The sequence below is a fragment of the Bradyrhizobium sp. LM2.9 genome (assembly GCF_054056555.1).
The window spans coordinates 1,001,440-1,022,378 of sequence record NZ_JBSRYJ010000002.1 but is presented as its reverse complement, the minus strand read 5'-3'; the positions used below and the strand labels follow the sequence as shown (position 1 = coordinate 1,022,378).

At 63.1% G+C, this 20,939-nt stretch carries 19 protein-coding genes and 1 pseudogene; 8 read left to right on the top strand and 12 right to left on the bottom strand.

Annotation, left to right across the window (positions count from 1 at the left end; all coding sequences use genetic code 11):
- Positions 1 to 215: 215 nt before the first annotated feature.
- The 5 genes from ACVWW3_RS06265 to ACVWW3_RS06245 form a co-directional block, all read right to left on the bottom strand.
- Positions 216 to 1,388: a fumarylacetoacetate hydrolase family protein gene (locus ACVWW3_RS06265; protein ID WP_456671904.1), complete on the bottom strand. Its 1,173-nt coding sequence runs from the start codon at positions 1,386 to 1,388 to the stop codon at positions 216 to 218.
- A 111-nt stretch (positions 1,389 to 1,499) separates the two neighbouring features.
- Positions 1,500 to 2,477, bottom strand: coding sequence for a HEAT repeat domain-containing protein (locus tag ACVWW3_RS06260; protein ID WP_247350082.1), 978 nt, complete (start codon positions 2,475 to 2,477; stop codon positions 1,500 to 1,502).
- Positions 2,478 to 2,479: 2 nt separating this feature from the next.
- Entirely contained in the window at positions 2,480 to 2,713 is a 234-nt protein-coding gene (locus ACVWW3_RS06255) for a 4Fe-4S dicluster domain-containing protein (RefSeq protein WP_008141081.1), read from the bottom strand.
- 29 nt (positions 2,714 to 2,742) lie between these two features.
- Complete coding sequence (locus tag ACVWW3_RS06250; protein WP_247350080.1) at positions 2,743 to 4,485, bottom strand: fumarate reductase/succinate dehydrogenase flavoprotein subunit; 1,743 nt, start codon at positions 4,483 to 4,485, stop codon at positions 2,743 to 2,745.
- A 101-nt stretch (positions 4,486 to 4,586) separates the two neighbouring features.
- Entirely contained in the window at positions 4,587 to 5,360 is a 774-nt protein-coding gene (locus ACVWW3_RS06245; protein WP_456671903.1) for a ferredoxin--NADP reductase, read from the bottom strand.
- A 207-nt stretch (positions 5,361 to 5,567) separates the two neighbouring features.
- On the opposite strand from ACVWW3_RS06245, the gene ACVWW3_RS06240 reads away from it, so the two are divergent.
- From ACVWW3_RS06240 to ACVWW3_RS06220, 5 genes are all read left to right on the top strand, one after another.
- Complete coding sequence (locus tag ACVWW3_RS06240) at positions 5,568 to 5,864, top strand: gamma-butyrobetaine hydroxylase-like domain-containing protein (RefSeq protein WP_456650594.1); 297 nt, start codon at positions 5,568 to 5,570, stop codon at positions 5,862 to 5,864.
- A 235-nt stretch (positions 5,865 to 6,099) separates the two neighbouring features.
- Positions 6,100 to 6,873, top strand: coding sequence for a Crp/Fnr family transcriptional regulator (locus tag ACVWW3_RS06235; RefSeq protein WP_456650595.1), 774 nt, complete (start codon positions 6,100 to 6,102; stop codon positions 6,871 to 6,873).
- Positions 6,874 to 7,038: 165 nt separating this feature from the next.
- A complete protein-coding gene (locus tag ACVWW3_RS06230; protein WP_456650596.1) occupies positions 7,039 to 8,460 on the top strand; it encodes an ABC transporter substrate-binding protein in 1,422 nt (473 codons plus the stop codon).
- Positions 8,457 to 9,365, top strand: coding sequence for an ABC transporter permease (locus ACVWW3_RS06225; RefSeq protein WP_456650597.1), 909 nt, complete (start codon positions 8,457 to 8,459; stop codon positions 9,363 to 9,365). Before ACVWW3_RS06230 ends, ACVWW3_RS06225 begins: the two co-directional genes overlap by 4 nt.
- The gene (locus tag ACVWW3_RS06220; RefSeq protein ID WP_247350070.1) at positions 9,362 to 10,234 is read left to right on the top strand and encodes an ABC transporter ATP-binding protein; all 873 of its coding nucleotides are present in this window, start codon (positions 9,362 to 9,364) and stop codon (positions 10,232 to 10,234) included. Before ACVWW3_RS06225 ends, ACVWW3_RS06220 begins: the two co-directional genes overlap by 4 nt.
- A 200-nt stretch (positions 10,235 to 10,434) precedes the next feature.
- Here ACVWW3_RS06220 and ACVWW3_RS06215 read toward each other — a convergent pair whose 3' ends face one another.
- From ACVWW3_RS06215 to ACVWW3_RS06185, 7 genes and pseudogenes are all read right to left on the bottom strand, one after another.
- Positions 10,435 to 11,493, bottom strand: coding sequence for a YeiH family protein (locus ACVWW3_RS06215; RefSeq protein ID WP_456650598.1), 1,059 nt, complete (start codon positions 11,491 to 11,493; stop codon positions 10,435 to 10,437).
- Between the two features lie 130 nt (positions 11,494 to 11,623).
- Entirely contained in the window at positions 11,624 to 11,803 is a 180-nt protein-coding gene (locus ACVWW3_RS06210; protein WP_354107510.1) for a hypothetical protein, read from the bottom strand.
- Positions 11,804 to 12,005: 202 nt separating this feature from the next.
- Positions 12,006 to 12,719: an ABC transporter ATP-binding protein gene (locus ACVWW3_RS06205; RefSeq protein WP_354044402.1), complete on the bottom strand. Its 714-nt coding sequence runs from the start codon at positions 12,717 to 12,719 to the stop codon at positions 12,006 to 12,008.
- Entirely contained in the window at positions 12,716 to 13,471 is a 756-nt protein-coding gene (locus tag ACVWW3_RS06200) for an ABC transporter ATP-binding protein (RefSeq protein WP_456671902.1), read from the bottom strand. The genes ACVWW3_RS06205 and ACVWW3_RS06200 overlap by 4 nt, the downstream gene beginning before the upstream one ends.
- 2 nt (positions 13,472 to 13,473) lie before the next feature.
- Positions 13,474 to 14,493, bottom strand: a complete 1,020-nt coding sequence (locus ACVWW3_RS06195; RefSeq protein ID WP_456650599.1) for a branched-chain amino acid ABC transporter permease — start codon at positions 14,491 to 14,493, stop codon at positions 13,474 to 13,476.
- Complete coding sequence (locus ACVWW3_RS06190; protein ID WP_456650600.1) at positions 14,490 to 15,392, bottom strand: branched-chain amino acid ABC transporter permease; 903 nt, start codon at positions 15,390 to 15,392, stop codon at positions 14,490 to 14,492. Before ACVWW3_RS06190 ends, ACVWW3_RS06195 begins: the two co-directional genes overlap by 4 nt.
- A 90-nt stretch (positions 15,393 to 15,482) precedes the next feature.
- Positions 15,483 to 16,743: pseudogene (locus ACVWW3_RS06185) on the bottom strand (ABC transporter substrate-binding protein).
- 170 nt (positions 16,744 to 16,913) lie between these two features.
- On the opposite strand from ACVWW3_RS06185, the gene ACVWW3_RS06180 reads away from it, so the two are divergent.
- From ACVWW3_RS06180 to ACVWW3_RS06170, 3 genes are read left to right on the top strand one after another with little or no spacing between them, the layout of a single operon-like run.
- A complete protein-coding gene (locus ACVWW3_RS06180) occupies positions 16,914 to 18,407 on the top strand; it encodes an AMP-binding protein (protein ID WP_456650601.1) in 1,494 nt (497 codons plus the stop codon).
- Positions 18,404 to 19,051 carry a TetR/AcrR family transcriptional regulator gene (locus tag ACVWW3_RS06175; RefSeq protein WP_456650602.1) on the top strand — a complete coding sequence of 216 codons (648 nt, stop codon included), beginning with the start codon at positions 18,404 to 18,406 and terminating at the stop codon, positions 19,049 to 19,051. The genes ACVWW3_RS06180 and ACVWW3_RS06175 overlap by 4 nt, the downstream gene beginning before the upstream one ends.
- A complete protein-coding gene (locus tag ACVWW3_RS06170; protein ID WP_456671901.1) occupies positions 19,048 to 20,922 on the top strand; it encodes a flavin-containing monooxygenase in 1,875 nt (624 codons plus the stop codon). The genes ACVWW3_RS06175 and ACVWW3_RS06170 overlap by 4 nt, the downstream gene beginning before the upstream one ends.
- Positions 20,923 to 20,939 lie beyond the last annotated feature (17 nt).

The following is a 20,939-nucleotide window of genomic DNA, read 5'->3' as shown; positions in this document are numbered from 1 at the left end:
ATGACACGCCCAGCGCGATTTTGTTCCGCGGATGCAACGGGAAGATGAAAAGAATGTGTGCGGCCCATCCTTCGAGACGTCCGCTGTTTGCGGGCTCCTCAGGATGAGGTTCATGTTGGCAGCTAAATCCTGAACCTCATGGTGAGGAGCGCCGCTTGCGGCGCGTCTCGAACCATGAGGCCCCGCAAGTGAGATGAAGCGAAGCGAAGCCGGCGCTAGATCAGCTTCCGCTGCGCCAGATTCGTCATCAGCGCACCGATGCCAAAGGTCCAGGGCTCGCACTCGTCGCTGGTCCGCATGCGGTTGACGAGCTTGCCGAGTTGGGGCGCCGAGATCGTGACGATGTCATCGCGCTTGTGGGTGAACCCCTGCCCCGGTGCATCGCGATCCTTGACCGGCGCGAACATCGTGCCGAGGAACAGTACGAAGCCATCAGGGTATTGATGCACCTTGCCGATCGTTTGCTCGACCAGGTCGGTGGGATCGCGGCTGATCATGCTGATCGAGGAGTGGCCGTCGAGGACAAATCCGTCCGCCCCTTTCACGTTCAGGCTGATCTCCAGCTTGCGCGCGTCGTCGAGCGAAAAACTGTCGTCGAACAGACGCAGCAGCGGGCCGATCGCGCAGGAGGCGTTGTTGTCCTTGGCCTTAGACAACAGCAGCGCCGAGCGGCCCTCGAAGTCGCGCAGATTGACGTCGTTGCCGAGCGCGCCGCCGACGATCTTGCCGCGGCTGGAGACGAACAGCACCAGCTCCGGCTCCGGATTGTTCCAGGTCGATTTCGGATGCAGCCCGGCATCCATGCCGGTGCCAACCGAGGACAAGGTCGGCGCCTTGGTGAAAACCTCTGCGTCGGGGCCGATGCCGACTTCGAGGTATTGGCTCCAGGCGTTCTGGTCGATCAGCACCTGCTTCAGGTGTATCGCCTGATCCGAGCCCGGCTTGAGTTTTGACAGATCATCGCCGATCAGCCGCGTCACTTCTTTGCGGATCGCTTCCGCCGAGGCCGGATTGCCTTTCGCCCGCTCCTCGATCACGCGCTCCAGCATCGAGATGGCGAAGGTCACGCCGGCCGCCTTCAGGGTCTGGAGATCGACCGGCGCGAGCAGCCACGGCTTTTTCGAATCGCGCTGATCCGGCGCCGTGTTGGCGACGATGGCATCGAGATCGCCGATGCGCTCACCCCTGGTCGCGGCAAGCGCCTTGGCCGGCTCGTCCTCTTCGCAGAGCGCGCTGATGGTCGGGAATTTCGCGGTGACGTCGAAGACACCGTCGCCGCGCACGGCGACCACGGCCGGGCCATTCGCCTGCGGCAGCCAGACGCGGCCGACAAGCGTTCCCCGCGTGCCGTCCTCGGGGAGAAGGTCCTTAACCGTCAATGTCGTCATGGGCGTGTCCTCGCTCTTTTCGGATCGGCCGCACTCGAATAGGCCGATCACGTTGGCGAAGACCAATAAACGTCTGGGACGGGAAGTCCAGAGCGGCAGCCTGCCGCGCTTCTATGCCTCCGCCCGCGCCTTTCGGGCCGCGATCTGCTGGAGCGCCCAGCGCGCATTCTTGCGCACGTCGGGATCGGCATCATCGGCGATGACGGCGAGGAACGCCTCGCCGTCGGGATGGGCGATCTCGCCGAGAGCCGCGGCCGCCTCCTTCCGCAAGTTCGCTTGCTCGTGATTGACGCAATTGCCGATCGGGCGCACCGCGCGCTCGATCTTCATTCGACCAAGACTGCGGATCGCCTTCAGCCGCACCTGCCAGAATTCGTCGCCGAGCGAAGCGACCAGTTGATCGGCGGCGATCGAACCGTTGACGTTGAGACCCAGCGTCTCCGCCGCCATCTCGCGCACCATCCAGTCCGAATCCTTCAGCGCACGCGTGATCGTCTCGGCCGCCGGCTTCAGCTGCGAGAAGGCGAGCGCGCTGACGGCAGCACGGCGCACATGCGCGTCGGGATCGTTGATCAGCGCGGTCAGCGCCGGAATTGATTCCTCCAGTTTGAGGAAACCGATCACACCGATCGCCTGGACGCGCACGGCGGCGTCCGTATCCTGGAGCGCCTCCAGCGCCGGCTTCAGCGTATCCTTGCAGCGCAGCTCCTTGAGCGCACGCAACGCGCCCATGCGCACGAAGGCGTGGGCATGCTTGACCAGCGGCAGGATGATGTCGGCGCAGGCTGGATCCTTGAACTCGGCCATGCTGTCGGCCGCGGCGGCGGCGACGATCCTTTCGGGATCGACCAGCAGCTTCACGAGCGCACTGGCGGCCTCCGGCCCGTCGAACTCGCCGAGCGCCATCGCCACCTGCTGGCGCACGCCGGCATCGGGATCGGCGACCATGCTGGCGAGATGGCCGACCGCTGCGGGATCGCCGGAATGGCCGAGCGCGATGATCGCGACGCGGCGCTCGGCGGGATCTGCGGCCTGCAAACGCTCGTCGGCGTCTTCGAGGTCGTCGTAGGATTCGAATGGGCTCGACATGATCACCTCAACAGATAAGGAATGTTGACGGTGACGGCGCCGGTCGGGCAATCCGCCTCGCAGGGCATGCAGTACCAGCATTCGTCATAGGCCATGTAGGCCTTGCCGGTCATGTCGCTGATGCGCAGCACGTCGAGCGGGCAGACGTCGACGCACACGGTGCAGCCCTTGTCGGCGATGCATTTGGCGTCGTCAACGACCACCGGAACCGATGTCTGATAGGAAGCGAGAGGCATCGTATGTCTCCTGTTACTCGTGCGGGGGGTCAGGCTGTCGCGCGAATGCGTTGCTTGTCGTAGAGATCCTTCTCGTCGTCGGCGATCGGCACGACGTAGGGCTCCACGGCACGCTTCTCGCTGGTCATCTTGTCGTTCTGCTTGGACAGCAGCGTGTGGCAGAACCAGTTCTCGTTGTCCTTCTCCGGGAAATCCGTGCGCCAATGATAGAGGCCCCAGCGACTTTCCTCGCGGTAGAGCGAGGCATGCACAGCCATGTCAGCGCAGTCCATGATTGATTGCACTTCGAGGGCGCGGAGCAGTTCATGCGCGTTGCGCGCGATCATGTGCTCCTGCATGTCCTCGCGTGCCTCGGCGAGGCGGCGCATTCCGAGCTCGTATTTGCGCGTGACTTTTGGCGGCTGGAGATAGTCGTTGACCAGGCGCCGGGTCTTGTACTCGATCTGGTTCGGCGGAATGCCATCCTCGCGCTTGGTCGGCGCCATCACGCGGTCGCGTTCCCTAGCGACATCGGCTGCATCGAACTCCGCAAAGTCGTGGTTCTCGGCAAACTCCATCGCGTCGATGCCGGCGACCGCCCCGTTGGTGAAGGCGCCCAGCATGTAGTTGTGCGGCACGCTCGCCATATCGCCCGCGGCATAAAGGCCGGGCACAGTGGTGCGCGCGTTGTCGTCGACGAACACGCCGGAGGCGCTGTGACCCGAGCAAAAACCGATCTCGGAGATGTGCATCTCGATCGACTCTTTGCGGTAGTCGATGCCGCGCCCCTGTTGGAACAGGCCGCGCGTCGGCCGCTCCACCTTGTGCAGCGTGGTTTCGATCTCCTCGATCGTGTTCGGATGCAGATGCTTGAGCTGGAGGAACACCGGACCCTTGCCCGACAGGAGTTCATTGTAGAACTCCAGCATCATCTGCCCCGACCAATAGTCGCATTCGATGAAGCGCGATCCCTCGTTGTTGGCGGTGAAGGCGCCGAAAGGACCGGCGACGTAGGCGCAGGCCGGGCCGTTATAATCCTTGATCAGCGGATTGATCTGGTAGCATTCGAGGTTCGCGAGCGCGGCGCCGGCATGATAGGCCATCGCATAACCGTCGCCGGAATTGGCGGCGTTCTCGTAAGTGCCGAACATGTAACCGGAGGTCGGAAGACCGAGGCGACCGGCTGCGCCCATGCAGAGGATCACGGACTTGGCTTTGATCACCAGGATTTCGGCCGTGCGGGTATTGACGCTGATCGCGCCGGCGATGCGACCATCCGCGGACTTCAGCAGCCGCGTTGCCATGTAGCGGTTGGAGATCAGGATGCGGGCGCGGCGAAGCTGGCGATACAACGCTTTCTTCACCGTCTCGCCGTTCGGCATCGGCAAAACATAGCTGCCGATATGATGCACTTTCTTGACGGCGTAATCGCCGTTCTCGTTCTTCAGGAAGCGAATGCCGAAGCTGTCGAGCTCCTCGACGATCTTGTAACAGTTCTGCGCGTATTTATAGACCGCCTTCTGATCGACGATGCCGTCATTGGCGATGGTGATTTCCTTGGTGTACTGCTCGGGCGTCGCGTAGCCGGGGATGACGGCGTTGTTCAAGCCGTCCATGCCCATCGAGATCGCGCCGGAGCGCTTGACGTTGGCCTTTTCGAGCAGGACGACATTGGCCTTCGGATTCTTCAGCTTCGCCTTGAGTGCCGCCATCGGGCCGGCGGTGCCGCCGCCGATCACGAGCACGTCGCAGGAAACCTCCGAAAGTCCGTCGACGATCTGATCTAGTGCCATCGCTTGCTCCTGGTCCGCCGATAGTCGGCGCCTTTGCGTCAGATTTGTTCAGGTGGCTTTCCGGCGATAGCAATTAGTTGTCGCCGGGCCGCGATTTGGCCTCAGCGCTCGACAAAGGCCTTTTCGATGACGAAATGGCCGGACTGGCTGTGATTGCCCTCAATGAAGCCGCGCGCGGAAAACATCGCCGGGAGCTCCTCCAGCATCGCGGGGCTGCCGCACAGCATGATGCGGTCGGTCGTAAGATCGAGACCCGACTGCCCGATATCGTCGAAGAGTTGATTCGAGGCGATCAGGTCGCTGATGCGGCCCCGATTCCTGAACGGCTCGCGGGTGACGGTCGGGTAGTAGACGAGCTTGTCGCGGATCAGCGGCCCGAAAAACTCGTGATCGCGCAGGCCTTCGACGAGGTGCTCGCCATAGGAGAGCTCGGAGACCTGGCGGCAGCCATGGGCGAGCACGATGGTCTCGTAGTTCTCGTAGACCTCGGGGTCCTTGATCAGGCTGGCGAACGGCGCAAGCCCCGTTCCGGTCGAGAGCAGCAACAAGCGCTTGCCGGGAATGAGATTGCCCGTGATCAGCGTGCCCGTCGCCTTGCGGCCGACCAGAATGATGTCGCCTTCCCTGATCTTCTGGAGCCGCGAGGTCAGCGGTCCGTCTTGTACCTTGATCGAGAAGAACTCGAGCGCCTCCTCGTGATTGGCGCTGGCCATGCTGTAGGCTCGCAGCAACGGCTTGCCCTCGACTTCCAGTCCGATCATCGCGAACTGGCCGTTCTGGAAGCGGAAGCCGGGATCGCGCGTCGCGGTGAAGCTGAACAGGGAATCGGTCCAGTGCCTGACCGACAAAACCGTTTCCTTCTGAAATGCGCTCATTGTCTCTCCTGACCTCGATTGCGCCCAAGGTTTCGGAGAGACGGGAATCGGGCAACGCCGAATTGAAATTCCCGGTCGATTAGTTTCACATTTCGTGGGCGGTGATCGAAGAGGAGGCAGCGAAGATCAGCACGCCGCGCCTGCGCCGGCAATTAGTTGCTATCGCGGTGGCGTCACGACGACATAGAGAGAGGTTAGAGATACGTCATGACCTTGGTGGCACCGACCGTGGCAGATTACGAAGCAAGCGCCGACCTCGCCACGCTCCGCGTTCGCACCGCTGGGGACGACGCGCTGGAATTGCCCGCGGAAACACTCCGCCTCTCCTGCAAATGCGCCCACTGCACCCGCGCCCGCTTCGACGGCCGCTTCCCAGAGCGGTTTCCGGGGATCGCGATCACTGAGATCGGCGATCTCGGTTATGGGCTGAACATCTCGTTTTCGGATGGGCACAACCGGGGGATTTACCCCAAGCCGTATCTGTTGAGCCTGGCGGGGCGGTAGGACGGCTTGATCGTTCCTCTTGCTCCGCTGTCATTCCCCGCGCAAGCGGGGAATCCAGTACGCCGTGGCCTATCGGTATCCCACTGACGCCTCTGGAATACTGGATCGCCCGGTCTTCGCCGGGCGATGACGGCGGAGTGAGGGGCACCGCCTCCCCACAAACGCGCTTCCGATCACCCCATCTGGCACGGACATTGCTCTCTTTAGAACGATTTCAACGTTCCGGAGGCAGACGATGTTGCAGGCGGCGAATGCGGTTCGGGGGGCTGGTCCCCCGGCAGTCCGGCCTGCCGGCAGTTCCTCGCTGCTACTCACCGAAAACCAGCAATGGATCGGCGGACCGCCGCCATTGATGGACAAGCTCAGCCAGCGCGAGCGGGAGCTGGTGCTGAAACAGGGCCGCCGGAAAGTGCTCAACCGCGGCCAGACGCTGTTCAGCCAAGGCGGCAAGCATGACGGCATCTGGCTGATCGAGAGCGGCCGTATCCGGGTGTTCTATACCTCTCCGCTCGGCCGCGAGATCACGCTGGCTTACTGGCATGTCGGCAATTTCGTCGGCGGGCCCGAAGTGTTCGAGGGCACCGTGCATCAATGGTCCGGCGTTGCATCCAGCAATTGCAGCGTGGTGCATCTGCCCGGAAAGGAGCTGCGGTCCCTTGCCGTAGAGATCCCGAACCTCGCGATCGGCCTGATCGAGGGCCTGACCTTCAAGGGCAAGTGCTATTCGGCGCTGGCCCAGATGCTGGGAACGCGCTCGATCATACAGCGCCTTGCGCATCTGTTGCTGCATCTCGTCGATCTCTACGGCGTCGAGGACGCCGACGGCCGGGTGATCGCAGCTGCCTTCACCCATGCCGATATCGCCCACATGGTCGGTGCCACCAGGCAATGGGTCACGATCAGCCTGAAGCGCATGCAGGAGAAGGGAATCGTGCTGACCAAGCGCTCGCAGATCGTGGTCTGCCGGCCCGACGTGCTGGAAGAGATGCGGGGGCATGTATCTGAGTAGGGCCGATGCCCAGGCAAGCGGCTTTATAGTGCAGGACTGCTCAAGGAGTATGCAATCAGCTTTTCCCGGCAACTAATCGACTGCGGCGGACATTCCGGATTTGCCCTGTCGGCGCCCTCACCCAATCATGGCAACCACAGCACATCCAACCGAATGAGGATGAGAATGGTCCGCCGTCTTTCCACGCACTCGATCACGATGTCGGTGACGTCGCTGGCGCTTCTCCTCGCGCAGCCGGCCTCGGCGGAAACCGTCACGCTCGGCATCGGAACGCAGGATACCACCACCAACACGGTGACCGCCGGCGTCGTCATCCGCCAGCTCCATCTCCTCGAAAAATATCTCCCGAAGGACGGCAAATACGCCAACATCAAGTTCGAGCTGGAGTGGCAGAACTTCACCTCCGGCCCACCCGTCACCAACGCGATGATGGCGAACAAGCTCCAGATCGGCATGATGGGCGACTATCCGCTGATCGTGAACGGCTTCACCTTCGACAGCAATCCGGAGAGCAAGAGCCGGCTGATCGGCATCGCCGCCTACAGCCTGTCCGGCTCAGGCAACGGCATCGTCGTTCACAAGGATTCGCCCTACTACGATCTCGCCGATCTCAAGGGCAAGCTCGTCAGCGTGCCGTTCGGCTCCGCCGCGCACGGCATGGTGCTGAAGGCGATGCAGGACCGCGGCTACACCTCCGATTTCTTCCAGCTCGTCAGCCAGAGCCCGGAGGTCGGCTCGACCAATCTCCAGGAGAAGAAGATCGACGCGCATGCCGACTTCGTCCCCTTCGCCGAGCTGCTGCCGTTCCGCGGCTTTGCGCGAAAGATCTTTGACGGCGTCGAGACCAATCTGCCGACCTTCCACGGCATTGTGGTCCGCACCGACTTCGCGGAGAAATATCCAGAGGTCGTCGTCGCATATTTCAAGGCTCTGATCGCCGCCAACCAGTGGCTGCGCGACGATCCCAAGCTTGCTGCCGAAAAAATCCAGGAATGGACCGGCATCAACAAGGAAGTCGTCTACATCTTCCTGGGGCCCGGCGGCAACATGACCACCGATCCCACCGTCAAGCCGGCCCTGATCGATGCCGCCACCGCCGACGTCAAGGTGCTGCAGAACCTCGGTCGCATGAAGGAGTTCGATCCCAAAAAATGGGTCGACGACAGCTACATCCGCAGGGCCTATGCCGAGATGAAGCTCGACTATGACGCGCAGCTCGCCAGCACCAAAAATTACGAGATCTCCGGCGAAGACGCTTTCTGCAAGAAACCGATCGCCGATCCGCGCAAGGCCGGCGAGATATGGGTCGACGATTCAGGCATTCTGCCCTTCGCGTCGGCCGCCTGCACGCTCGGCGCCTATGCCGACTTCAAGGCCATGGGCAAGAAGATCAACGTCGCCTACGTCTTCGATACCACCCGCGGCATCAAGCTGTTCGCCGACCAGGCCTTCTTCGCAGTCGGCAATGGCGAGGTTGCGCCGTTCCTGCTGAAGAAGGACGCCGAAGCCTACGCTGCGAAAATCAGCGGCAAGGTGCTCGGCTTCGACGATGCCGTGAAGGTGGCGGTCGGCGGAGGCAAGACGTGAGCAGTCCCGCCCTCCTCAGACATCCCGAGGACAGTATGCCGGCAAGTGCAATCGCGGAAACGACCTCCGTGCCCGCCACCACTCCACCCGCGGCACCGCCCTCGTTCGGCACGCTGGCGCTGCGCTGGTACCGCCTCAACCGGGGCGGGCTGCGCGCGACCGCGATCGGCATCATCTCGCTGCTCGCCTTTCTGCTGGTCTGGCATTTGCTGACGACCAATCGCGTCGTGTTCTTCGTGCGCTTCACCAACGTGCCCTCGCCGCTCGCGGTCTATGCCAGCTTTACCAAGGCGATCCACGATCCGAAATTCCTGCTGCACGTGCTCTTGAGCTGCCGTCGCATCTTCTTCGGCTTTTCGATCGCAGCGATCGTCGCCGTGCCGCTCGGTCTGATCATGGGCCGCTTCAAGCTTGTCCATGAGATCATCTTCCCCGTGGCGGAGGTGCTGCGGCCGATCCCGGCGATCGCCTGGGTGCCGATGGCGATCATGCTGTGGCCGACCAACGAGCAAAGCATCGTCTACATCACCTTCCTCGGATCGTTCTTCCCGATCCTGGTCAACACGCTGCACGGCATGTCGCTGGTCGATCCCGTGCTGGTGCGCGCCGCGCAATGTCTCGGCGCGCGGGAGCGCTGGATCTTCCGCGATGTGTATTTTCCGGCCTCGCTCCCGCACATCTTCACCGGCCTCACCGTGGGCATGGGCGTGGCATGGGTGTCGCTGATCGCCGCCGAGATGATCTCGGGGCAATACGGCATCGGTTACTTCACCTGGGAGGCCTATTCGCTGGTCCAGTATGCCGACATCGCACTCGGCATGATCGCGATCGGCGTGCTCGGCCTCGGATCGAGCATGTTGATCCGGGGGGCCGGACAATTGGTAATGCCGTGGAGATCAAGATGAGCGAGATCGTCGTCAAAGCACCGCAAGGCCATATCGAGGTCAGGAACTTCTCCCTCAGCTACGATAGCATCGAGGGGCCGGTCGAAGCGGTCACCGACACCCAGATCCATGTGAAGCCTGGCGAGTTCGTCTCGATCGTCGGGCCCTCCGGTTGTGGAAAGTCGACGCTGCTCAACGCGGTCGCGGGCTTCCTCAAGCCGACCACGGGCATCGTCACCGTCGACGGCGAGAAGGTGAACGGCCCCAGCGCCGAGCGCGGCATGGTGTTCCAGCAATATTCGCTGTTTCCCTGGAAAACCGTACGGGAGAATGTCGAGTTCGGCCTGAAGATGCGCGGCATGCCGCGTTCGCAGCGCGAGCGCGCCGCGCGGACGTTACTGGGGCTTGCGGGCCTCGAAGCCTTCGAGAAGCATTATCCGGAAAAGCTTTCCGGCGGAATGAAGCAGCGTGTCGGCATTGTCCGCGCGCTCGCGACGGGACCAAAGGTGCTGCTGCTGGACGAGCCCTTCGGCGCGCTCGACGCGCAGACGCGCGTCATCATGCAGCAAATCCTCACCAACATGTGGCAGCGGCTGAAGATCTCGGTGTTGTTCGTCACCCACGATATCGACGAGGCGATATTTCTGTCCGACCGCGTCTATTGCATGACCGCGCGCCCCGGCTCGATCAAGGCGGAGATTCCGATTCCGCTGGAGCGGCCGCGGCAGCAGTCGATGATGATGTCGTCGGAATTCCTGGCGCTACGCCGCGGGCTGATGTCGCTGATCCGCGAGGAAAGCATCAAGGCTATGGGCGGGGAGCTCAACGACATGGGCATGCAGGGGCTGAACATCGAGCTGCACGGGCATTCGCTCGCGGATGTGATTTAGCTCTTCGACACTCGCGAGCAGCCTTCCCTTCTCACCTTGCGGGAGAAGGTGGCGCGAAGCGCCGGATGAGGGGTTCTATCGGCGCGTTCGAAACGAGAGAGAGGCGTTTGCAGATACAGACCCCTCATCCGCCTTGCCTTCGGCAAGGCACCTTCTCCGCAAGGGGAGAAGGAAGAGGAATTCGCGATCGCGGCTCAATCTCACTTGAACCAGTGCACCAGCGCGATGCTGATGCCGAGCAGCAGCATCAGTGACAACGTCACGGCCGCCGTCACCCGCCCGCCGACGTTCGCCAGTACGCGCACATCGACGCCGAGACCGAGGGCCGCCATCGACACCACCGTGAGAAAGCTGGTGATCTTCGTCACCGGACCGACCACCGTGCCCGGCACGATCTCCAGCGAGCGCAATGTCGCCAGCGCAAGGAAGCCGAGAATGAACCACGGGACCAGGCGGAAGAAGCCGACATTGGTCTTCTTGGCGTCGCTCTGCCAGCGCGAGGCCGTCAGCGAGAGGCCGACAACGACCGGTCCGAGCATCAGGACGCGCATCAGTTTCACGAGCGTGCCGATCTGCGTCGAGACGAGCCCAGCCGGCACCGTCGCGGCCAGCACCTGCGGCACGGCATAGACGGTCAGGCCTGCGAGGATGCCGTATTGCGTGGCCGACAGCTGCAGCAGCGGAATCAGCAGCGGCAGGCCGAGCACCATCATCACGCCGAGGATCGCGGTGAAGGAGATCGAGGATGCGATCTCGTCATTGTTGGCGCCGATGATCGGCGCCACCGCTGCAATCGCTGAATTGCCGCAGATGGAGTTACCGCAGGCGATCAGGATCGAGAGCCGCGTCGAGAGACCGAGCAGGCGGCTGATGCCGAAGGAGACGCTGAGCGCGACCACGACGACCGCTGCGATCGATGCCAACAGCGCGACGCCGGACGCTGCGATGGCTGCAAAGCTGATCGAGGCCCCCAGCAGCATCACAGCGACTTCGAGCAGCTGCTTGGCGCTGAATGCGATGCCCGCCTGCCAGCGCGGCGCGGGCTTCCAAAAACTGCGCAGCGCCATCCCAAGCAGAATCGCCATCACCAGCGCTTCGACATAGGGATGCTCGAACACGCCCAACTCGGCCCGCTCCAGCAGGGCCGAGAGACCGGCCACGACGATGCAGAGAAGGATACCCGGAAGCAGCGCGACGATACGGCCAATGGCCGTAGACGGCTTGGCGTCGGCTGGGCTGGATGCTTGATTCTGCGACACAAATCTCTCCCCGAGGAGAAGGATTTATACGCAGCGCCGCTTCGTTGGGGAATAAGTTTTCGACATATCAGGGCCGAGGGAAAGTTCTGTCCTCAGCCTGGAATAGACGGCTCAGAAGATCAGGCCAGCCTTAGAAGAACAGGTTCTTGGCCAGCGAGGCAACACGGCTGAAGCCGTCATAGACGCCGGGCTCGAAGAAGGCCGCACGCGCGAGCACGATGCCGGCGACCAGCGACCAGAACAGGCCGGTGCCAACCCGCAGGAGCAGCTTTGACCCGCGCGAGCGCGGCTGGGTGTCCGTTGCGGACACCAACTGCTCGCCGAAAGGTTCAAATCCAGAGCGTTCCATAGCCGTCGATCCATCGATTTCTGAAGGAAATGTCGTCGTTTCGGCCCGAAACAGCAATGGAAGCGATTGGCTTTTTCGTGCCTCGGAGGGGAAACTCCTTCCGCCGGAGCGACGCGGGGCAATGGTTTTCTTCTTCCGGCCTATCTGGGCACCGGCGCACCGGCTACAACGCCAGATAGCGGCGGCGGATCGACTCGTTGGCCTTCAGTTCGTCGATCCCGGCGGCATAGACGATCTGACCCTTGTCGATGACGGTGGCATGGCTCGCCAGCCCCAGGCAGAAATGCATGTTCTGCTCGGCGATCAGCACGGTCGAACCGATCTTACGGAGTTGCCGCAACAACTCGCCGATCCGCTGCACGATGATCGGCGCGAGACCCTCGCTCGGCTCGTCGAGCAGCAACAGCGCTGGATTCCCCATCAGCGTGCGCGCGATGGCGAGCATCTGCTGCTCGCCGCCTGACAGGCGTCCGGCGATACGGTGGCGCAACGGCTCCAGCAGCGGGAAGACGTCGTAGATGCGCTTGATCGGCCATTCGTCCTGGCCCTCAGGCCCGCGCTTCCTGCCGATGACGAGATTGTCCTCGACCGTGTGCTCCGGGAAAATCTGGCGGTCCTCCGGCACGAAACCGAGGCCGGCGCGCGCGATATGGTGCGGCTTGCGGCCGGAGATCACCGCTCCGCGCAGGCTGATTTGGCCCCGTCGCGGCGGCGCCAAACCCATGATCGCCTTCATGGTCGTGGATTTGCCCGCGCCGTTGCGCCCGAGCAGCGCCATGGTCTCGCCCTGCCGCACCGCGAGGGCGACGCCGAACAGGATCTGGCTGGTGCCGTAGTAGACGTCGAGATCGGCGACTTCGATGACGGCAGCACTCATGCGGCGGCCCCCGCATGCTCGGTGCCGAGATAGGCCTCGATCACCGCGCTGTTGTTGCGAATCTCGTCGGGCGTGCCGGTCGCGAGGATGCGGCCGTAGCAGAGCACTACGATTTTCGGTGCAATCTTGAATACGATGTCCATGTCGTGCTCGATGAAGACGACGGTGATCTTTTGCGTTTCCCAGAGCTCGCGCACCTTGTCGATCATGCGCCAGCGCTCCTCCGGGCCCATGCCGGCGGTCGGCTCATCGAGCAGCAGTACCTTCGGCTCGAGCACCAGGGCGAGTGCGATGTCGAGCAGCTTCTGGTCGCCATGCGACAGCGTCGCCGCCGTGCGATTGCGTTTGCCGGCGAGCCCCAGCAGTTCCATCACATGCTCGGCCCGGTCACGGGTCTCGGGTAACGGAAAACGTTTGTGCAGGACCGCCGAGGAGCGCTGGTCGGCGCTGACGGCGGCGAGCATGGTCTCCTGCACCGTCAGCGATTTGAAGATGCTCGCGACCTGGAAGGCGCGGCCGATGCCGTGTCGCACGATCTCCGGCGGCGAGCGGCCGGCGAGATCGACGCCGTCGAGCAGAACGTGGCCGGAATCCGGCCTCAGCGCGCCGGTGATCAAATTGAAGAAGGTGCTCTTGCCCGCACCGTTCGGGCCGATCACGGCCGTGAGCGAGCCGTCGGGAAAGTCGAGAGAGACGTCGTTGGTCGCCTTCACGCCGCCAAAGGACTTTGCGAGCTTGCGGATCTCGAGCATGGCTAGCGCCCCTCGCCCGCATTGCGCCGGTGCGAAAACCATTCGGCGACGAAATCGAGCAAACCTTTGCGCAAGCCCAGCGCGAAGAACAGGATGACCACGCCGAGCACAATGCCGTGGTACTCGGTGAAGCGCGTCACGGTGTCGTTGAGCAGCAGCAATAGCACGGTGCCGACCATCGGTCCGAGGAAGGTCGAGACGCCGCCGAGCATGTTGATGAAGATGCCCTCGCCGGAGATCGTCCAATAGGCGAATTCGGGATAGGCGCCGGAGACGAACAGCGCCATCACCATGCCGCCCATCGCCGCGAACAGCGCCGCGAGCACGAACACGGTGAGTTTTGCGCGCCAGACGTCGATGCCGAGGAAGCTCGCGCGCGCAGCGTTGTCGCGGATCATGCGCAGCGTGTAGCCGAACGGCGATTGCGCGATCTGGCGCATTGCCAGCAGGCCAAGGATGAGAAGCGCACAGCTCGCGACGTAGAGATGGACGTGATTGGCGAGATTGATGCCGAGGAATGCGGGCCGCGGAATGCCACCTCGCAGGCCCTGGTCGCCGCCGGTGAAGGAGGCCCATGACAAAATGGTGGAATGGATCAGCATCTGGAAGGCGAGCGTGACGAAGGCGAAATAGATATCCTTCAGCCGCACGCAGATCGCACCGATGACGGCGGCGATCACCGCGGTGATCGCGAGCGTCGCGACGAAGGCGACCGGAATGGGCACGCCGAGCTTCTGCATGATGAGGCCAAAACTGTAGGCGCCTAAGCCGAAGAACATGCCGTGGCCGAATGAAGTTAGGCCGGTATAGCCGACCAGCAGGTTGAGCGAGGTCGCGAACAGGCCGTAGGCGGAGCAGCGAATGACGAAATCGAGCAGCGCCTTGCTGCCGGTGAACAGCGGCAGGCTCGCCAGCACGGCGAAGGCGATCAGCGCGATCAGGACATCGCGATAGCGTTGCAGCACCGCGCCGTTGCGCGCCGGCACTAGCGTCCGCGCGCGCCCGGCCTCCAGCTCGGTCATGCCGCCTCCTTGCCGAACAGGCCGGTGGGCTTGGAAACCAGCACGATCACCATGAACAGATACATCAGGCCTTCCGTGAACAGGGGAAAGCCGAGCGAGCCGAACGAGCGGATCAGGCCGAGCAGCAGCGCACCGACCAGCGCGCCCACAATCGAGCCCATGCCGCCGATCACGGTGACGATGAAGGATTCGATCAGCACCGAGAATCCCATGCCGGGCGTGAGCGATCGCACCGGCGCGGCGAGCGCGCCGGCGAGGCCGGCAAGCCCGCCGCCGAGCGCGAACACGCCGCCATAGATCAGGCCGGTATTGATGCCGAGCGCGGAGACCATGCCGGGATTATGCGCCGCGGCACGGATCACCTTGCCGATGCGGCTGCGCGAGAGCCCAATCCCGAGCACGATCGCCGCGACCAGCGCCACGCCGATCAGCAGCAGATAATAAGGCGGCACCACGCCACCTGCGATGAACAGCGGCATCACCTGGAACGCCGCGGGCATGCCCATCGACTTGAATTCCGGACCCCAGATCAACCGCACCACATCGTCGAAGATCAGGACGAAGGCGTAGCAGACCAGCAGCTGCATCAGCACGTCGGCGCCGTAGACGCGGCTCATGAAGACGCGCTCGAAGATCAAGCCAAGGACCGCGGTGCCGGCTGCACCGGCAATCATCGCGAGCGCGAAGCTGCCGGTGAACTGATAGGCGGTCATCGCGAAATAGGCGCCGAACATGTAGAAGGCGCCGTGGCTGAAATTGACGATCTTGAGCACGCCAAAAATCAGTGTCAGCCCAACCGCGACCAGGAACAGCAGCATGCCGATGATGAGGCCGCTGGTGGTTTGCGTCACCAGGCAGGCGGAGCTGGAGAGGCAGCCGGCGAGCGCGTCGAGATCCACGGGAGCACTTTCATTGCGGCGCGCCTGATACGGCGCGGAGAACCAAACGAAACAGGCGGAGACGGTCACCCATCTCCGCCGCGTCTCAGGTCAGGTGTAGCCCTTGCTCTTCTTCCACTCGGCTTCGAGCTCGAAGATGGTCTTCCAGTCGCCGGCCTTGACCTCGGGGACATAGGGCTCCTGCGGGATCGTGGTGCCCCAGCCGATGGCGTAGCCGACCAGCGTGTGGTCGTCGCCGCGCATGGTCACGGTGCCGTCGGCGCCGAACGGGCACTTGATGGTGAGACCCTTCAAGACTTCCGCGATCTTCTTGCCGTCGGTCGAGTTGGCCTTCTTCGCGGCTTCGCTAAGGAACATCACCGCGGTCGCGTTCTGCCATGACCAGTTGGTCGGATACTCGTTGTACTTGGCCTTGTAGGCATCGCCCCAGGCGGCGTTTTCCGGCGTGGTCGGGAACGACTTGATGTAGCGATTGCCGGAGTGGATGCCCTTCGGCAGGTTCTTCACCACGGTGAGCGCGGTGTAGTCGGCCATGTTGACCGCGAACACCTCCATCTGGCCGAACATCGCGTAGATATTGGCCTGGTCGATATAGGAGGTGAGATCGCCGCCCCATAGACAAGAGTACAGCGCCTGCGGCTTGGCCTGCAAAATCTTGGTCACCACTTCGGTGTAGTCGGGCTGGAACAGCTTTGGCCAGGACTCGCTGATGATTTCGACGTCGGGCGCGAAGCGCTTCAGGTACAGAGTGAACTCGCCGGTGGTGTCGCGGCCATAGGCATAGTCGGGCGAGCAGGTCGCCCATTTCTTCAGGCCCTTGGCCTTGGAGATCGACGCGGCGTAGCTGCCGCCGACGATGGAATCGTGGATGCCCTGGCGCACGCAGCGGAACGCGTTCGGGATGTGCTGCTTCGGGTCGGCCGTCAGCGACGACGCTTCCGAGCAGGTGTGGACGCAGAGCACGCCGAGATCGCGCGCCACTTCGTGGACCGCGAACGATCCCGGACGAGGCCTCGCCGTCGATCAGCCATTCGCAGCCGTCGGTGTTGACGAGTTCGCGCGCGACGCGTGCAGCTTCCTGCGGCTGGCCCTTGGAGTCGCGGATCACCATCTCGATCTGCCGGCCGGCGAGCCCGCCGGCTGCGTTGACCTTATCGACCTCGAGCATCACCGCGTTGCGCGACGACGTGCCGAGCTGCGCGACCCGGCCCGACAGGATCGTCGGCATGCCGATCTTGATGGTCTTGGCTTGCGCACGCGCCACCCACGGCGCGGCAACACTGATCGCACCGGCGCCCATCAGCGCCAATGTTGAACGGCGGCTGATGCCCGGCGTGCGGGTTCTCGTCATTTTCCCCTCCCTCTGTCGGGTCGGCGTGTCCTGATCCCTGCCGGAGATCGTCTCGTCTCCGTGTGTCGAAGGATTTCAGAGGGAGGGGGTGACGTCAAGCCAAAGATGAATTATGAGTCATAATTCATCGAAGAGGAAACGGCCCCGGAAATCGGCCCAAAATCCGCGCAATGATCAACCTGTCGAGCTTCATCGCCTTTCATGCCCGGCGCACGCCGGACCGGCCTGCGCTGAAATATCGCGGCGAGGAGATTTCCTACGCGGACTTCGACGCGCGCGTCGGGAAGGTCGCTGGCTGGCTCGCGGCACGAGGCATCGGCGCCGGCGATATCGTGGCCGTGCTGATGAAGAACAGCGCGGCATTCCTGGAGTTGGTCTTTGCCACCAGCCATCTCGGCGCGGTGTTTTTGCCGATCAACTTCCGCCTCTCGCGCGACGAGGTCGGCTACATCGCCGGCAATGCCGGCGCGCGGCTGCTGATTGCCGACGAAGAGCTGGCTGCGAACGCAGCTGGTGCAACCTTAGTCGTACTCGACGAGGCCGCGCAGCAGAGCGTGATGCGCCTCGCGAGCGAAGCGCCGCCCGCCCCGATGCACGTCCGCCAGCCGTCAGATCTGATGCGGCTGATGTACACCTCGGGCACCACCGACCGTCCCAAGGGCGTGATGATCAGTTACGACAATTTCTACTGGAAGTCCGCCGACCAGACGATCGCGCTGTCCTTGAGCGCGGAGACGCGGCTCCTGATCGTCGGCCCGCTCTATCACGTCGGCGCGCTCGATTTGCCCGGCATCGCCGTGCTCTGGCATGGCGGCTTCATCATGATTGAACGCAACTTCGAGCCGGAAAGCGCGCTTGCCGCGATCGCGGAGGACAAGCTCAACGCCGCCTGGTTCGCGCCTGTGATGACCACTGCGATGCTCACCTGCCCCACCCGTGAGCGCTACGATGTGTCGAGCCTGAAATGGGCGATCGGCGGCGGCGAGAAGACGCCGGAGCTGCGCATCCGCGCCTTCGCGGAGTTCTTCCGCAATGCGCGCTACATCGACGCCTACGGCCTGACCGAAACCGTGGGCGGCGACACCTTTATGGACGCAGGCCGGGAAATCGAGAAGATCGGCTCCACGGGGCGCGCCATTGCTCATGTCGAGATCGAGATCCGCGATGAGGATGGCAGGACGCTGCCGCCGAACGTGAACGGCGAGATCTGCCTGCGCGGGCCAAAAATCACGCGCGGCTATTGGAAGGATCCGGAGAAGACGGCGGCCGGCTTCTTCGGCGACTGGTTCCGCAGCGGCGACGTCGGTTATCTCGACGACGATGGCTTTCTGTATCTGACCGACCGCAAGAAGGACATGATCATCTCCGGCGGCGAGAACATCGCCTCCTCCGAGGTCGAGCGCGTCATCTACGATTTGCCTGAGGTGCGCGAGGTCGCGGTGATCGGCCTGCGCGATGCGCGCTGGGGCGAGCGGCCGGTCGCCATCGTCGTGCTGGCTGACGGCGCGAGCCTCGAACTCCCTGCCCTCACCGAGCACTGCCGCACGCGGCTGGCGAGCTTCAAGGTGCCGAAACAGCTCATCATCCGCGGCAGCCTGCCCCGCAACCCGTCCGGAAAGATTCTCAAGCGCGTGCTGCGCGCCGAACTGGAGACCGTGGCATGACGCAAGGCCCCGCCACCGAGAAAATCACAAAACTCAACCGCGTCGAGCGCAACGCCTGGACCAAGCAGAAGATATTCGAGGCCGCCACAAAGGTCGTCGGCAAGCATGGCTATGCCGAGGCCTCCGTCGCGCGCATCACCGAGCAGGCCGGCGTCGCGCAAGGCACCTTCTACAATCATTTCGAGAACCGTCAGGAGTTGCTCGACCAGCTGCTGCCGAAGATCGGCCTCGACATGGTCGAGTTCATCCGCGCCCGCACCGGCACAGCGGATGCGGCACGGCAGGAGATCGAGCGTTTCTCAGCATTCTTCGACTTCATCCGCGAAGTGCCGGAATTTTTGCGCATTCTCAACGAGGCCGAGTTCTTCGCACCTCCCGGTTACCAGAAGCATCTCGACAACATCTCGGTCGCCTATGTCCGCATTTTGCGTCGCGCGCGACGCTCAGGCGCCATCGAGAATTACAGCGACGAGGAGTTCGAGGCCATCGTCCACATGCTGATGGGCTCGCGTGGCTATCTCAGCCGGCGCTACTCCTATTCCGCCGATGGCGTCACCGCCGTACCCGAGCACGTCATCTCCGCCTATCGCAAGCTGATGACGCGCGGCCTCTTCATTGCATCCGGAGATCAGGACACGCCATGAACATCGAATCTCCGCACAAGGCGCTCGACCTCACCTCGACGATTGAAGAAGGCGACGTCCGCTGCCTGCTGATGGTGCTCGTGCATATGACCGGCGACGAGCGCTGGCTGGAGCCGCCCTATCTGCCCAAGCGCGACATCCGCCTCATCCCCGATCCCGAGGCCGGCGTGCCCAGAGAAGTCCAGGACGAAATCCGCGCCGCGGTCGTCAAGCTCTTTGCCGATGGCCCACCCAAGCCTGTCATCACCGATCCCGGCGATGAACTGCTGCTCAAGATGATGCGCGCCTGTCTCGGCGAGAATGTCTCGCCGGAATACGCACCCCTGATGCGCGAGGAGATGGGTTTTGTGCCGCGCGAGGCGCGATGGGCCAAGCGCCCTTCAGACGAAAAACTGGCCGAGCAGCATGTGCTGATCGTCGGTGCCGGCGTCTGTGCCATCGCGCTCGGCGTAGCGCTCGGCCATCTCGGCATTCCTTACACCATCGTCGAGAAAAACGAGGAGCTCGGCGGCACCTGGTGGATCAATCGCTATCCCGGCTGCGGTGTCGACACGCCGAACCACTCCTATTCCTACTCCTTCGGCTCGGGCAATGCATGGACCCGTTACTTCTGCCAGCGCGAGGAGCTGCACGGATATCTGCTCAAGGTCGCGGACGAATATGGCATCCGCAAGCATCTGCGCGTCAACACCGAGCTGACGTCGTCGCGCTGGGACGAAGGCAAGCGTCGCTGGATCTCGACCCTCAGGACTGAGAATGGCGCCGAAACCTTCGAATCCACTGCGCTGGTGAGTGCGATCGGCCAGCTCAACGATCCCTCACGCGCCCGTTTCGAGGGCGAGGAAGACTTCAAGGGAACGATCCTGCATTCCGCGCTGTGGTCCAGCGATACCAACATCGACGGCAAGCATGTCACCGTGATCGGTACCGGCGCGACATCGATGCAGCTCGTGCCGGCGATTGCCGGCCGCGTTGCCTCGGTCACCGTCTACCAGCGCAGTGCGCAATGGGCGCGGCCGGTGCAGGGCTATGCCGATCCGATCAGCGAAGGCGCGCGCTGGCTGCTCGCGCATCTGCCGTTCTATGTGCAATGGTACCGCTTCAACATGTTCTGGCGTTACGGCGACGGTCTGCTGCCGTTCCTGCGCAAGGACCCGGCCTGGCCGCATCCTGAGCGCGCCGTCAACAAGGGCAACGACCGGCACCGCCAGGAGCTGACCGACTTCATCCGATCGGAATTGAAGGACCGGCCGGACCTGATCGAAAAATGCGTCCCGACCTATCCGCCCTATGGCAAGCGCATCCTGCTCGACAACAACTGGTTCAAGACCTTGACGCGGACCGAACGTGGAGCTTGTCACCGACGCGATCGATCATTTCGACCAGGGCGGCATCGTCACCGCGGACGGCAAGCATCGCCCCGCCGACGTCATCGTGGTCGCGACCGGCTTCAAGGTCACGGAGATGGCCGCGCGCCTCAACATCAGCGGCCGCAACGGCAAGGATTTGCGCGAGGCCTGGGGCAACGACAATCCGACCGCGTTTCTCGGCCTCACGGTGCCCGATTTCCCAAACTTCTTCTGCATGCTGGGCCCGAATTCCGGTCCCGCGCATGGCGGCAGCGTCATCTTCCAGTCGGAATGTCAGAGCCGCTACATCTCCGCCTGCCTCGCCGACATGATCGAGCACGACGTCGCAGCGATCGACGTCCGCAAGGACGTGCTGGACGACTACGTCCGGAAGGTCGATGCCGAGCACGAGACGATGATCTGGACTCATCCCGGCATGAACACCTACTATCGCAATTCGAGCGGCCGCGTGTTTTCCGCAATGCCCTGGCGCTTCGTCGACTACTGGCGCATGACGCATGATCCTGATCTGCGGCAGT

Excerpts from the sequence above, each read along its gene's own strand:
- ACVWW3_RS06265 (WP_456671904.1), bottom strand. The coding sequence starts at position 1,388 with ATGACGACATTGACGGTTAAGGACCTTCTCCCCGAGGACGGCACGCGG.
- ACVWW3_RS06260 (WP_247350082.1), bottom strand. The coding sequence starts at position 2,477 with ATGTCGAGCCCATTCGAATCCTACGACGACCTCGAAGACGCCGACGAG.
- ACVWW3_RS06255 (WP_008141081.1), bottom strand. The coding sequence starts at position 2,713 with ATGCCTCTCGCTTCCTATCAGACATCGGTTCCGGTGGTCGTTGACGAC.
- ACVWW3_RS06250 (WP_247350080.1), bottom strand. The coding sequence starts at position 4,485 with ATGGCACTAGATCAGATCGTCGACGGACTTTCGGAGGTTTCCTGCGAC.
- ACVWW3_RS06245 (WP_456671903.1), bottom strand. The coding sequence starts at position 5,360 with ATGAGCGCATTTCAGAAGGAAACGGTTTTGTCGGTCAGGCACTGGACC.
- ACVWW3_RS06240 (WP_456650594.1), top strand. The coding sequence starts at position 5,568 with ATGACCTTGGTGGCACCGACCGTGGCAGATTACGAAGCAAGCGCCGAC.
- ACVWW3_RS06235 (WP_456650595.1), top strand. The coding sequence starts at position 6,100 with ATGTTGCAGGCGGCGAATGCGGTTCGGGGGGCTGGTCCCCCGGCAGTC.
- ACVWW3_RS06230 (WP_456650596.1), top strand. The coding sequence starts at position 7,039 with ATGGTCCGCCGTCTTTCCACGCACTCGATCACGATGTCGGTGACGTCG.
- ACVWW3_RS06220 (WP_247350070.1), top strand. The coding sequence starts at position 9,362 with ATGAGCGAGATCGTCGTCAAAGCACCGCAAGGCCATATCGAGGTCAGG.
- ACVWW3_RS06205 (WP_354044402.1), bottom strand. The coding sequence starts at position 12,719 with ATGAGTGCTGCCGTCATCGAAGTCGCCGATCTCGACGTCTACTACGGC.
- ACVWW3_RS06200 (WP_456671902.1), bottom strand. The coding sequence starts at position 13,471 with ATGCTCGAGATCCGCAAGCTCGCAAAGTCCTTTGGCGGCGTGAAGGCG.
- ACVWW3_RS06195 (WP_456650599.1), bottom strand. The coding sequence starts at position 14,493 with ATGACCGAGCTGGAGGCCGGGCGCGCGCGGACGCTAGTGCCGGCGCGC.
- ACVWW3_RS06180 (WP_456650601.1), top strand. The coding sequence starts at position 16,914 with ATGATCAACCTGTCGAGCTTCATCGCCTTTCATGCCCGGCGCACGCCG.
- ACVWW3_RS06175 (WP_456650602.1), top strand. The coding sequence starts at position 18,404 with ATGACGCAAGGCCCCGCCACCGAGAAAATCACAAAACTCAACCGCGTC.
- ACVWW3_RS06170 (WP_456671901.1), top strand. The coding sequence starts at position 19,048 with ATGAACATCGAATCTCCGCACAAGGCGCTCGACCTCACCTCGACGATT.